This window comes from Clostridium sp. Ade.TY, from assembly GCF_000498355.1.
Classification (GTDB): Bacteria; Bacillota; Clostridia; order Clostridiales; family Clostridiaceae; genus Clostridium.
Window position 1 is genome coordinate 13,567 of record NZ_AVSV01000032.1, and the last position, 14,106, is coordinate 27,672.

Here is a 14,106-nt window from a genome sequence, read left to right on the forward strand (position 1 = left end):
CATTATCTTAAACCAATCAAAATATTAAAATATTTAGTTTTTTTTATATTACTAACCAATTTATTGTAAATACGAATTAAAATTATCATAATTAATAAAATTATTACAAATTTTATTGCCCCAATAAATGGCACATATTTATTAACAATCCTATTTACTATGGATGCTATTGGTAAATGTAATAAATATATAGTAAAAGAATACTTACCAGCATCTTTTAGAATATTAAAAATAAAATTTTTAGAATTTATATACTTTGAAACTATTTTTATTGATACCCATAATGCTATTAAAGATCCCGTCATTTCTATGGGAATAGAAAATATTTTAAAATATGACATCCCTATTCCATCAATTTTTATTCCTAAAAAAATAAATAATATTGCTAAAATTACTATTATTAATATTTTTTTTTCTGTATAATTTTTTATATTTTCTAATTTGTTATTGGCTTTTATCCACATTCCTAGTATAAAAAAACCAATCCAATTTAAAATATTTAAATAAGCATAGTTTTGAACAAAAAATATATTTGAAAAATCAGTGAATAATATAGAAATAATTGTAATAATCAAAATTACCATCACTTTACTTTTTCTTATATTATTTCTATATGGGTAAAGGATGAAAATAAGTAAAATATATATAGTCATATAATAATATATACTTCCTGAACCCAAAATAAACTTTATCCATTTAAATAAATTTAAATTACCCTTATTTCCTCCAAAGATACAACTTATAACAAAAACAATACTACTACAAAAAAACCATGGAATAATAACACTTTTTATTTTTTTTATTGCAAAAATTTTTATATTTTCTTTTTTCCCATAATACAAATATCCACCAATAATTAAAAATAATATAACACCTATTGTCCCTATTTTATCATAAACTTCATTTAAGACTTGTCCACCTATATTAGTATATTTTATTGGTGAATGAGCGATTATAACACTACAAATCGCTAATCCTTTTATTAAAGAAATAATTCTACTATTAATCTCTTCCATTTTTTTCTCCTATGAATTCAGAAAAAATTTCGTAATGTACTTTTGCCATTCTTTCTATTGTATAATATTTAATTTTATCAAGATTTTTCTTCTGAATATCTTTATTTAATACATCATTACATAGAATATTCTCTATTTTCTCTGCTAATACTATTTCATTATCTACTGGTACAATAAAACCATTTTCATTATCTTTTATAAGTTCTATACCTGCAACACACTTATCTGTTGTTATTATTGGTAATCCATAAGCCATAGCTTCATTTATAACCAATCCCCAAATATCTTCTCTAGTTGGCAAAACAAACACATCACTTGCCATATAGTATTCTTTTAATTCATTTTTAGATTTAAACCCTATAAATTTTACATTACTCAAATTTAACTTATCTCTTAATTCTATATATTCCTTAGGTGGATTACCTCCAATTATATATACACCATATTCATTTGAAATTTTAGCACATGATTTAATCAATATATCGAATCCTTTTCTATATATAAATTGACCTATTGCTAAAACAACCTTTTTTTCCTTAATATTAAGTTTATTTTTTAAATTAAGTTTTACTTTCTGAGGGATAATTTTCTCCAATATATCTTGATTTTCTAAAGATGTGAAAGGATATGTAAATATTTTATCTTTTTTAGCTCCATAATAGATTAAATAATCATTAGTTGTTTTTCCTGTGCTTATCCACAATGATGCACTACTAATAAAATGTTTTTTTATCTTGTATTTCAATGTACTATCATTTTTTCTCATACCACCATCTGCATTTAATATAAATGGAATATTTTTAATTTTCAAATATTTTATTGCTAACATCTGTGTGGGTGTTGAATAGACTCCTATTACAATAACGTCATTTTTAAATTTTTTTAAATATTTTATAATATCAAATGAAAAAGATGCGTCTGTTCCTAATTCTTTTCCTTTTAAAAAAATAGATTTAAAATTTAATGTTTTCTTTAATAACCATGAATCTTCTCTATCTTTAGCATTATCTCTTTCAAATATAACAGTTAAATCACAATAATTGCTTAATTCATTAAAAAACTCTACTCTATAAGGTGATGGTATATTAGTTATATATAATACTCTCATATTCACTCCTAAATTTTATTATATAATTTTACATATTCATTTAACTTATTTTTTTCATCAAACATACATCTTACTCTTTCAATACAATTATCACGTTCCAATAAATTTACATTATTTTTAATATTTTTAATTGTATTTAATAACATATTAATATCTTCCTTTTTAACAATAAAACCTGTTTTTTCATCCACGACCTCCACACACGCTGTAGAATCATATACAATTGATGGTGTGCCACATGCTAACGCTTCTGCTATAACCAAACCAAATGTTTCTTCTACAGATGCATTAACAAATATATCAGCTTCTGTATAAATTTCAGCTAATTCTGTTACATTATTTGTTTTTCGTATTCCTATAATATTTTTAGGTAATAAATTTAATTGTTTTTTACTTAATCCAACCAAAACTATTCTCGTATTATCATCTATCATTTTAGATAATTGTAAAAATGTATTAAACCCTTTTCTATTCTCCCAAACATTGGCTACCCCTAGAATAACAAATTTATTATTTAAATTGTATCTTTCTCTAAAGTTACTTTTAGTTTCTTTAAATATATTTAAATCAATTCCATTATTTATAACTTGAATATTATATTCCGAAAAAAAAGATTGTCTTACTAAATCAGCTAACCATTTTGATGGTGTTACAATAGTCATATCTTCTACCCCAGTAAACAATTCTTTTTTCTTTAAATAATTCATTTTTGAATTATCTTTTAAAAATGACTTTGGATATTGATTTTTTTGCTCACAATTATCACATCCTGTTTTCCACTTACCACATCCTATATAATCAAAATATGAACAATGTCCTGTAAATGACCAACAATCATGCAAAGTCCAAATAACTTTTTTCTTACTCTTTTTTAAGTAATCAAATAATATTTCAATATTTATATAATATCCATGAATATTATGCAAATGAATGACATCTGGATTATATTCTTCAACTTTTTTAATAAATTCTTTTGTAGCTTTAACTGAACCAAATCCATGCTCATCAAATAATCTTGTTTTTGCTACATGACTGTAAACATCCAAGTCTGTTCCAATTTTTATCGTCTTTATTCCTTCTGGTGCATTTCCTCTTCCATATGCAATAACACATTTATTTCCGTTTAACTCTAACGCTTTATATAAATCAGTAGCTATTCTTCCTGTGCTTCCAGTTCCACACACTGTATTTATTTGTAATACTTTCAACAATGTCACCTACTTTTTAGCTATATCATAGTTATCCAAAAACCAACTATATGCTAATTCTACACCATCTTTTAAATCAACATTATACTTCCATCCAAGTCCATTTAACTTATCAACATTTGTAAGCTTTCTTGGTGTTCCATCTGGCATATTGGTATTAAATACAAGATATCCTTTAAATCCAACGACCTCTTTTATTGTTTCAGCAAGTTCTCTTATAGAAACTTCAACTCCTGTTCCTATATTTACATGTTGCTCTCCATTATAGTTTTCCATTAAGAATACACAGGCATCTGCCATATCATCTACATATAAAAATTCTCTAAGTGGAGTTCCTGTTCCCCATACTTCAACTGTTTCTACATTATTAATTTTTGCTTCATGAAATTTTCTTATAAGAGCTGGCATTACATGTGAGCTTTGAAGATCAAAATTATCATTTGGTCCATAAAGATTTGTTGGCATACAACTTATAAAATTATCTCTATATTGTCTTTTAAAGAATTTACACATCTCAAGTCCTGCAATTTTAGCTACTGCATAAGCCTCATTAGTTTCTTCTAATGATCCAGTTAAAAGATAATCTTCTTTAATTGGTTGAGGTGCCATCTTTGGATATATACATGTACTTCCTAAAAATAAAAGCTTAGTTACTTTAAAATCATGAGCTGCTTTTATTACATTGTTTTGTATCATTAAATTTTCATATATAAAATCAGCTGGATATACATTGTTTGCATTAATTCCACCAACTTTTGCTGCTGCTAAAAATACGTATTCAGGTCTTTCTGTTTCAAAGAAATTTCTTACTTCATCCTGATTTGTTAAGTCTAATTCTTTATGAGTTCTACAAATTATATTATTAAATCCTTTTTCTTTTAAATTTCTAACTATTGCTGATCCTACAAGTCCTCTATGACCTGCAACATAAATTTTGCTATCCTTTTTCATTATAAATTTCCTTCTTTCAAATCAAATAAGTTTTTTATATTTTTGTTAATCTATGTCTGTTATGTTTTCTCTTTTTCCCATAATTAATTTGCTTTTTATCTTTTTTTATTTATAAACTTTTCTATGTATGAAAACATAAACATTAAATTTTTATCTTTTGTAATAATCATAATTCCTATATATACGCTAACTCCAACCACAACTTGGATAGCAGTTGTGATTATACTAACTTTTAACACTTTCCCAAGTATAAATATTGGTATAAACATAATTAATGATGCTATAAAATATTTCGGTACTGATTTAAATAATTTTTTTATTTTTAGTATATCCTTTGTAAAATATACCATTATAAACATACCTAAAAACTCTGCCGCAACTGATGCTATTGTTGTCCCAATGCCTTGAAATTTTTTTATTAAAATAAAATTTAATATTACATTTAATATAGCTCCAGATACTACAGCTATTGTAAACATTTTTTCTCGTCTTATTGATATTAAAACCTGACTCCCAACTATACTTGACCACGATAAAGTTACCATCAACCATGCACCAATATAAAACATTGGCTTTATTTCTTCAAATCCTGGTCCAAAAAACCATCCTACAAAAGTTTCACTAACACCAATAAGTCCAAAAGCCATTGGTAAAGCTAAAAATGAAACAAAAGAAAATGATTTATATGCATTTTTAGCAAACTCTTCTATATTATCTTTTGCATATAAATTAGCCATCTTAGGTACCGTTACTGTTGCTAATGTCGTAACTATTGTTATTGAAAGTTTTATTATTCTCTGAGAATTATCATATAAGCCAACCTGTGCATCATTAGTCATAAGTCCAAGCATAACCTTGTCTAACATAGTATATACAGTTATTGCAATTTGAGGTATAAATAATCCAATTGAATTTTTTAAATGTTTAATCAAATTTTTATTAATTGGTTTTATAAATTTAATTTCTTTTGGTATATCAAACCACATAATAATTTGTCCAATTAATTGTGTTATTCCTAAAATAAATGCATATAGCACAACTTGATTACTTTTTTTAATAAGTAAAAATATTAAAATTACACCTATTGCTTTTACAACAGTATTTCTTATTGCAACTGTTTTAAAATCTTCTATCCCTACAAATAGCCATGATATATCAAATAAACAACTAAATAATATGGTTGATTGTACTATTAATAATAATCTGTTACTTGTCTTTATTACAAAACAAAACATTATTAAGTATATAACTATTGTAATTCCCATAGTAATAAATCTTAAAATGTTAAGTTCCCAAAAAGTTCTACTTAATTTATTTTTATCATCTCTAACATATGCTATTTCTCTACCACAATACATTGATAAACCTATCATACCAAATAACACAAAATATTGAGCATAAGTGCTAGTCAATGCATATTCACCTAACCCACTTGGTCCCAATATTCTTGATACATATGGTATTGTTATAATAGGCAAAATAATACTTATGATTTGATACATTAAATTATATAAATAATTTTTTACTACCATCTATATCCCCTAACTATTTTCTTATTTAATTAATTTTTACAACTAATACACTTTATTTTAATTAAACATATGTAATATTTTATTTACAATTATTTGATCACAATTATCCGACTCATTTACATCATAACTTGGACTAAACTTTTTTAATCTTTCTAAAGTATCTTTTATATTTAAATTATTACTTTCAATTTTTATTGCTAAATTTCTATTTACTAATTTATCTATTGTATTTTTATCTTCAGCAACACCATCTCTTGAAAGTAATGCTATCTTTTTATTCGCTATTAAACATTCTGCAACTGTTCCCCATCCAGCTTTTGTAATTACATAATCACTTGCTTTTATATACTCATGTGTATTATTTGTTGAAACAGGTAAATAAGTTACATTATCACCTTTTAAATTTATTCCTTCAGTAACTATAAAGTTATAATTTAAACTGCTAACATCAATAACTTTATCTACTTCAACAGACCTTCCAATACTTACAAAAACTATTGGCTTTTTATATTTGCTTTTTATTTCTTTAACTTTTTCTAAATTAAATTTTCTACAAATTAATCCTACTTCATCATAATTTGTAATATATTTTTTCATAGAATCCATATATAAATCATACAAAAAAGTTTTATCAACTAATTCATAACATTCTTTAAACTTGTTACATATTTCTTTATTTAAATATTCCTCATATATATCAACCCAAGTAAAATTTGATATTAATAAACTTTTTATTTTAAGTTCATTTGTAACCTTTAATATCCAAGGAACTATATCACATATTACTGAATTAATATTGTTTTTTATTAAAAACTCTTTTTCTTTCTTCCTCTTATCATCCCATGAATCTATATACTCTGTAACTTTTTTATTTAATTTATATACATCTATATCAAGACTATTTTTTTTTAAAACTAATCCAATATCAACATTAAATAAATCAAATATTACATTATTTGATCTATTTAAATCCATTAATGAATCTTTTATAAATTCACCTTGTTTAATTCCTGTTTTTATATATATTCTTATATCATTTCTTTCTTCAAGAATATACCTAATTATAGGTATATTTCTTGAAGCATGTCCAAATCCATGATCTGAAATGTAAAATGCTATTTTTTTCATATTATTATTTCGTTATAGCCGCTTCTTGATTAGATAAAAATTCATCTATACTTGCACCAGCTATTTCCTTCATATCTTCATCAACCATCATTTTAACTAATCCCTTAAAATCAACTTTTCTCTTCCATCCAAGTTCTTTTTCTGCTTTTGTACAATCTCCCCATAAAAGTTCAACCTCTGCTGGTCTAAAGTATCTTGGATTAACATCTACAAGCACTTTTCCTGTAGCTTTATCAATTCCCTTTTCATCTACTCCTGTTCCTTGCCATTCTATCTCTATTCCAACTTCTGCAAAAGCTAATTCAACAAACTCTCTTACTGTGTGAGTTTCATTTGTTGCTAATACATAATCTTGTGGCTCTTCTTGTTGTAATATTCTCCACATTCCTTCAACATAATCTCCAGCAAATCCCCAGTCTCTCTTTGCATCCATATTTCCAAGAGATAACTTTTCTTGCTTTCCTGCCATTATATTGGCAACTGCCATAGTAATCTTTCTAGTTACAAAAGTTTCTCCTCTTCTTGGTGATTCATGATTAAAAAGAATTCCATTACACGCAAATAAGTTATATGACTCTCTATAGTTTACAGTTATCCAATATGAATAAAGTTTTGCACATCCATAAGGACTCTTTGGATATAATGGTGTTTTTTCTGATTGTGGTGCTGTATCTGGAAGCCCTCCAAAAAGTTCTGATGTTGATGCTTGATAAAACTTACAATTTAATCCTGCTTCTCTTATTGCATCTAATAATCTTAAAGTACCAACTCCTGTTACTTCAGCAGTATATTCTGGAACTTCAAATGATACTGCAACATGACTTTGTGCTGCTAAGTTATATATTTCATTTGGTCTAATTTTTTCTATTAATCTATTTAAATTACTTGAATCTGTTAAATCTCCATAATGTAAGAATAATTTCTTATTTCCTACTTCAGGATTTTCAAATAAATGATCTATTCTACTTGTGCTTATGCTTGAGTGTCTTCTTATTATTCCATGAACTTCATATCCCTTTTCTAATAATAATTCTGTAAGATATGAACCATCTTGTCCTGTTATTCCTGTTATTAATGCTACTTTTTTCATTATATATTCCTCCCAAAACTTATTCTATCTTTATATTTAATACTTTTACAAAACTTCCTTATAATCTCTTAAGTTATCCATATAATCCTTATTTACTATAAATATTGCTTCTTCTGTTTCAACAGTCATAGTATCTTCTATTCCTATCATTACAATTTTCTTTTCATTATTTATAGCCATATTAGATTTTGATTCAATAACTCTAACATTATCAGTTACAATATTATTATCTGTATCTTTTTCTTTATATCTTTCAACTGACTTCCAAGTACCAATATCATCCCAACTTATATCACTTGGAATTACATATATATCATTTGATTTCTCAAGTATTGCATAGTCTACTGAAATTGCTTCAGTACCTCTATAATTTTTATTTATAATTTTTTGAAGATTTTCTTCACTTACAGTCTCTATTTCTTTTAATGCTTCATATGTACTTGAAGTAAATTCTCTTATTTGAGTAAGTATATTATCTACAGTCCATATGAACATTCCACCATTCCAAAGATATGAACCATCACTTAAATATTTTTTCGCAACTTCTAAACTTGGCTTTTCAACAAACTTTTCAACCTTTACTACTTCATTATCATTTACATTAACTCTATTATTAGTAAACTTAATATATCCGTATCCTGTTTCAGGTCTGTTTGGTGTCATACCAAGAGTAAGTATTGCTTTATCATTTTCCTTTAAATACTCTTTACCATCTAATATAATTTCTCTAAACTTATCTTCATTCTTTATCAAATGATCTGACGGTAATACAACCATTGTTGCATCTTTATAATATCTTTTTATAACTAATGCCGATAAAGCTATACAAGGAGCTGTGTTCCTTCCTTCTGGTTCAATTATTATATTTCTTTCTGGAAGATCAGGTAACTGCTCTTTTACTAAATCAACATATCTTTCACCAGTACAAATAAATATCATATCAATTGGTATTATTGGTTTTATTCTATTAATTGTCATTTGTATCATAGTATTATCACCAATAAGATTTAAAAATTGTTTTGGTCTTTCTTCAGTTGATAAAGGCCAAAACCTTGTCCCTTTACCACCTGCCATAATTAAAGCACATAACATTATTTCTCCCCCCTTGAGCAAAAATATAATTTCTAAACATACATAGTTTTATTTTAAGAATTTTTACTATTTATAAAATAATTAAGCTAATATATATTTTGCAAGCTCTATTAAAAACGTATCTATATAATATATTGGACTATATCCATTGTTTTTATATATTTTGCATCTTGTTTTTATACTGTTCATTGTCCTTTTTATATTTTTTTCATTACTCATACCACCAAAATTAAAATTTGATAATATTTCGTTGATTACTACAACTTTTAATTTGTTTTTTCTAATCTTTAACATTAAATCAAGGTCATCATGCATAGATTCAACTTTGTATTTATATTTATTATAAGTTTCATTTGTTATAAATGTTGTAGGATGATTCCAATATCTTGTTGAAACAAATTTTTTAAGTTTAGCTTTTTTTATCATAGTTCCTGTTGGCTTATTTATTCTTAAATCTCCATAGAGCATATCGAAATGAGACTTTTTATACTCATTAGCAACTTTTTCAACTGTATCAACTTCATACCAATCATCACTATTTACATTTCCAATAACTTCACCTGTTGATATATCTATACCTTTATTTATTGCATCATACATTCCATTATCTTTTTGAGATATTATATTAAATTTAATGTTCTTTTTTTCAAAGCTATTTCTGTAGCTTTCCGCAACTTTAACAGTATTATCAGTTGATAAACCATCAATTATTGAGTATTCATATACAGGATATGTTTGATTTAATACTGATTCTATAGTTTTTTTTAGTGTCTTCTCACTATTATATGTTACCGTAATAATGCTGACATTTACTTTATCTATAATAAACACCTCTCATAATAAATTATTCAATTATACTATTTCAGTAGCTTTTACAGCTTCATTTAAACTCTTTACTCTATAATCAATTTTATATTGACTAACACTTTTATCATAAACCAAATTTCCAAAAGCCTTATCTACTGTTCCAGTAAATCTTGCCATAAATTTAAGTACCAGATTAAACATTTTTGTTAACTTAATATTTTTATTATGTGCCTTAGCTATAAGCTTGACTAATTCACTTGTTTTTACATACTCTTTATTTTGTGGAAGGAATATTCCACTTTCACTATTAACAACCATTAATCTAATAAATTCACAAAGATTATCTATATAAAGCATACTTCTTTCATTTTTAATATCTGGAAATACAGGTAAATTTCGAGCGATTTTTGAAAGCTTTTGATAATTTCCTTTTGAGCCTTTCCCAAATATCATTGGTGGTCTTATAACGACTACTTTAAAATTTTTATCTTCAAGTTGAAATATTCCTTCTTCTGCTTCTAACTTACTTTTTCCATAAAAATTACTTGGAGTTGGTATTGTATTTTTATAAATAACACGTTTTTTATTAATATGACTACTATCCCCATAAACTATTATGCTACTCATAAATATAAATTGTTTTACTCCATCTTTTTTTGCTTTTTTTGCAGTTTCTATAGTTAAATCTCTATTTACCTTATAATATAAATCTTCCATTTTAGGGTCAGTTGAAACATGAGCAATTCCAGCAACATGGAATACTGTATCATATTTTGAAAAATCTTTATTTTTCCAAGTTTCATCTATCATATCAACAGTATCAACACTATATTCATCTTTAAAATTTTTCAAGTAACTTTCAAAACTTGTCCCTACATAACTATTAGCACCTGTAATAAGTATGTTTTTCATTTTTTCACCTTCTTTTTAATGCTTTCCTTCTTGAACCCCATCACTTTTTAAAACACTAAATACAGTCATAAATATTATTTTTATATCAAATATAAAATTTTCTTTATCTAAGTATTCTTTATCTAAAGCAACCTTATCCTTTAATTCAAGTTCATCTCTTCCATTTATTTGAGCCCATCCTGTAAGACCTGGTATCAATTTGTGAACACCGACTTCAGTTCTCATATCCTTTAAATCATATTGGTTATAAAGAGCTGGTCTTGGTCCAACAATACTCATATCCCCTTTTATAATATTTATAAGTTGTGGCAATTCATCAAGACTTGTCTTTCTTAAAAACTTACCAATTGATGTTATCCATTGATCTGGATTTTCTAAAAGGTGAGTCGCCACATTTGGTGTATCAATTCTCATTGTTCTAAACTTAAGTATATTAAACTCTTTATTATCTTTTCCAATACGTCTTTGTTTAAAAAACACTGGTCCAGGAGATGTTAATTTTATAATTAAACATATAATCAATATTATTGGTAAAAAAACTATAAATGCTAATAAACTCATTATAAAATCAAATATTCTCTTCATCTTACCTCCTTAAACTACTGTTGATGCTACTTCTTTTTCTGCATTAGCTTCTTCTGGCTCCTTAAATGTTGGAACAACTTCCTTCATCTTTTCCTTTAAAGCTTCCTTATCTTCATTTAATGCAACAAAAAGTAATTCATCAATGTTTTTCTTTACTTCATTTATTTCAAAATCTGAAGGTACTCCAATAAATATTTTATTATTTTCTGTTTCTGTTAAACCTTCTTCATTCATTAAAAGCTCTTCATAAAGTTTTTCTCCAGGTCTAAGTCCTGTAACTTCTATTTTTATATCTTTCTCTGGTTCAAAACCTGATAATTTTATAAGTTTTTTTGCTAAATCATATATCTTAACAGGTTCTCCCATATCAAGAATAAAAATTTCTCCACCTTTTGCAAAAGCTCCTGCCTGTAATACAAGCTGTGCTGCTTCTGGTATAAGCATAAAGTATCTTATTATTTCTTTATGAGTTAATGTAACTGGTCCCCCATTTTTAATTTGATTTTTAAATAATGGAATTACTGAACCATTACTTCCAAGTACATTTCCAAATCTTACTGCAACATAATCTGTTTTACTCTTTTTATTCATAGCTTGTACTATCATTTCACACATTCTCTTTGTAGCACCCATTATATTTGTTGGATTTACTGCCTTATCTGTTGAAATAAGTACAAATTTTTCTGCATTAAATTCATCAGCACATTCTGCAACATTTAAAGTACCAACAACATTATTTTTAATTGCTTCCTCTGAATTATCTTCCATAAGAGGTACATGCTTATGTGCTGCTGCATGGAATACAACATCTGGCTTAAACTCTTTAAATACTTTTCTAAGTCTTCTTTTATCTCTAACTGATGCAATTATTGTAAATTGATCAAGCTCTGGCATATTTCTCTTTAATTCATTTTGTATGTCATAAGCATTATTTTCATAAATATCAAGTATTAAAAGTTTCTTTGGCTTAAATGATGCAATTTGCCTACAAAGTTCTGAACCAATAGAACCTCCTCCACCAGTTACAAGAACTACTTTATCTTTTAAGTAATTTGAAACCCCAACTTTATCAAGTTCAATTTCATCTCTACCAAGTAAGTCTTTAATATCAACATCTCTCATTTTTGTAAGAGATAACTTCCCTTCCATTATTTCATAAACACCAGGGATTATCTTGATTTCAGCATTCGTTTGTTGACATATTTCTATTATTTCTTTTTTCTTTCTTGGACTAATCTTTGAAATTGCTATAATTATTGTATCTATATTAAGATCTTCAACAATATTTGGAATATCATTTCTATTTCCAAGAACCTTTACTCCAAGAAGAAATGTTCCAATTTTATTTTTGTCATCATCAATAACGCCAACTGGAACCATTTTTACATCTTCCTTATTTTTATACATCTCGGAAATAACCATATGTCCACATGATCCAGCACCAACAACAAGAACTCTCTTCTTTTCTGACTTTAAATCAAGTTTTCCATATACAATTATTCTTCTATATATTCTATATGAAAGTCTTATTCCAACTACCATAACATATATAAGTATTCCGCTTAATATAACAATACTATTTGGTAATATTCTTCCATCTATATTGTTATATATAAGACTTATTCCACAACCAATAATACATGCAAATAATCCTTTTATAAATTCATCTATACTTGCATTACTCCATAAACTTTTATACATTTTAAATAAAGCTAATGGAACAATGTATACTAAAAGTATTACTGGAAGCATTTTTATATAATTTTGCATATATTCCCTTGGAATATCAAAATCAAATCTAACAACAAAACTAAATAAATATGCTATATTTATAAAAATTATATCTGCTATTAATAATAACGGTACTCTCCATTTTTTTATTTTATTCATACAATTACTTCCCCTATTTTTTGATAACTTTTAGAAAAAGATAAACCTTTTATTTTTTAATTTATTTCCTCTATATTTTATCTCTTCATTATTAATTAACTTAACTTCATTTTCTAAAAACACACTTTTTAAAAGTATATTTTTATTAAACACTTCTTCTAATTCTTCAACTATTCCAGTATTTCTATTTTGATTATTATGAGCATCACTTCCAATAAAAGAATATGCTCCAGCCTTTGTAAGCTTTTCCGCTGTTTTCTTAACCGTTTTACCAAAATCCCCTCTTATGCTTCCAGCATTAAGCTGTAAAAGGCATCCTTCATCAATAAATTGGTTTAAAACTTCAATATTTTCTATAACATCTGAATATCTTTCAGGATGAGCTATAATAGGAGTAATTCCTCGAAGCTTAAGTTCATACATATAATCTAATGCTTCCTTTGGTATCCTTCTCATTGAAAATTCAACAAGCATGTATTTACCATCATTTATAGTTCCAATTACTCCACTTTCAAAATCATCAATAATTTTTTCTGAAAAATATACTTCCTGTCCTGAAATTATATTAATAGTTAATCCTTCACTTTTTATAAAATCATTTAAATTTTTTACTATTTCTGTAATTTCTGAGTAAGGCATGTCAAAGCAACCCCTCCTAAAATGAGGAGTGGCTACAATGTTCATAATCCCTTCTGCTTCTGCCTTTTTCAGCATCTCAAGTGTCATCTTTATGCTCTTTGATCCATCATCAATTCCTGGTAATATATGTGAATGTATATCAATCATA

Annotated in this window: 13 protein-coding genes; all 13 read right to left on the minus strand. The window is 26.1% G+C overall.

Annotated elements, in window-relative coordinates; translation table 11 throughout:
* Positions 1 to 2: 2 nt before the first annotated feature.
* The 13 genes from O212_RS0112990 to O212_RS0113050 all read right to left on the minus strand — a co-directional run bounded on the left by O212_RS0112990 (position 3) and on the right by O212_RS0113050 (position 14,105).
* Positions 3 to 1,016 (minus strand): acyltransferase, encoded by a 1,014-nt coding sequence (locus O212_RS0112990; RefSeq protein ID WP_024615533.1) that lies wholly within the window; start codon positions 1,014 to 1,016, stop codon positions 3 to 5.
* Positions 1,003 to 2,124 (minus strand): glycosyltransferase family 4 protein, encoded by a 1,122-nt coding sequence (locus tag O212_RS0112995; protein ID WP_024615534.1) that lies wholly within the window; start codon positions 2,122 to 2,124, stop codon positions 1,003 to 1,005. Before O212_RS0112995 ends, O212_RS0112990 begins: the two co-directional genes overlap by 14 nt.
* 8 nt (positions 2,125 to 2,132) lie before the next feature.
* Positions 2,133 to 3,332: a glycosyltransferase gene (locus tag O212_RS0113000; RefSeq protein ID WP_024615535.1), complete on the minus strand. Its 1,200-nt coding sequence runs from the start codon at positions 3,330 to 3,332 to the stop codon at positions 2,133 to 2,135.
* A 9-nt stretch (positions 3,333 to 3,341) separates the two neighbouring features.
* A complete protein-coding gene (locus O212_RS0113005; RefSeq protein ID WP_024615536.1) occupies positions 3,342 to 4,283 on the minus strand; it encodes a GDP-L-fucose synthase in 942 nt (313 codons plus the stop codon).
* A 95-nt stretch (positions 4,284 to 4,378) separates the two neighbouring features.
* Positions 4,379 to 5,815 (minus strand): flippase, encoded by a 1,437-nt coding sequence (locus O212_RS0113010; RefSeq protein WP_024615537.1) that lies wholly within the window; start codon positions 5,813 to 5,815, stop codon positions 4,379 to 4,381.
* Positions 5,816 to 5,872: 57 nt separating this feature from the next.
* Positions 5,873 to 6,943 (minus strand): glycosyltransferase, encoded by a 1,071-nt coding sequence (locus O212_RS0113015; protein ID WP_024615538.1) that lies wholly within the window; start codon positions 6,941 to 6,943, stop codon positions 5,873 to 5,875.
* A gap of 4 nt (positions 6,944 to 6,947) precedes the next feature.
* Entirely contained in the window at positions 6,948 to 8,033 is a 1,086-nt protein-coding gene (gene gmd / locus O212_RS0113020; RefSeq protein ID WP_024615539.1) for a GDP-mannose 4,6-dehydratase, read from the minus strand.
* A 45-nt stretch (positions 8,034 to 8,078) separates the two neighbouring features.
* Positions 8,079 to 9,125: a mannose-1-phosphate guanylyltransferase gene (locus O212_RS0113025; RefSeq protein WP_024615540.1), complete on the minus strand. Its 1,047-nt coding sequence runs from the start codon at positions 9,123 to 9,125 to the stop codon at positions 8,079 to 8,081.
* An 81-nt stretch (positions 9,126 to 9,206) separates the two neighbouring features.
* Positions 9,207 to 9,956, minus strand: coding sequence for a glycosyltransferase family 2 protein (locus tag O212_RS0113030; RefSeq protein ID WP_051373018.1), 750 nt, complete (start codon positions 9,954 to 9,956; stop codon positions 9,207 to 9,209).
* Between the two features lie 21 nt (positions 9,957 to 9,977).
* A complete protein-coding gene (locus O212_RS0113035; protein WP_024615542.1) occupies positions 9,978 to 10,844 on the minus strand; it encodes an NAD-dependent epimerase/dehydratase family protein in 867 nt (288 codons plus the stop codon).
* A gap of 15 nt (positions 10,845 to 10,859) precedes the next feature.
* A complete protein-coding gene (locus tag O212_RS0113040) occupies positions 10,860 to 11,429 on the minus strand; it encodes a sugar transferase (RefSeq protein WP_024615543.1) in 570 nt (189 codons plus the stop codon).
* A gap of 9 nt (positions 11,430 to 11,438) precedes the next feature.
* Entirely contained in the window at positions 11,439 to 13,319 is a 1,881-nt protein-coding gene (locus O212_RS0113045) for a nucleoside-diphosphate sugar epimerase/dehydratase (RefSeq protein ID WP_029699393.1), read from the minus strand.
* Between the two features lie 30 nt (positions 13,320 to 13,349).
* A complete protein-coding gene (locus O212_RS0113050; protein ID WP_029699395.1) occupies positions 13,350 to 14,105 on the minus strand; it encodes a CpsB/CapC family capsule biosynthesis tyrosine phosphatase in 756 nt (251 codons plus the stop codon).
* Between the last annotated feature and the right edge of the window lies 1 nt (position 14,106).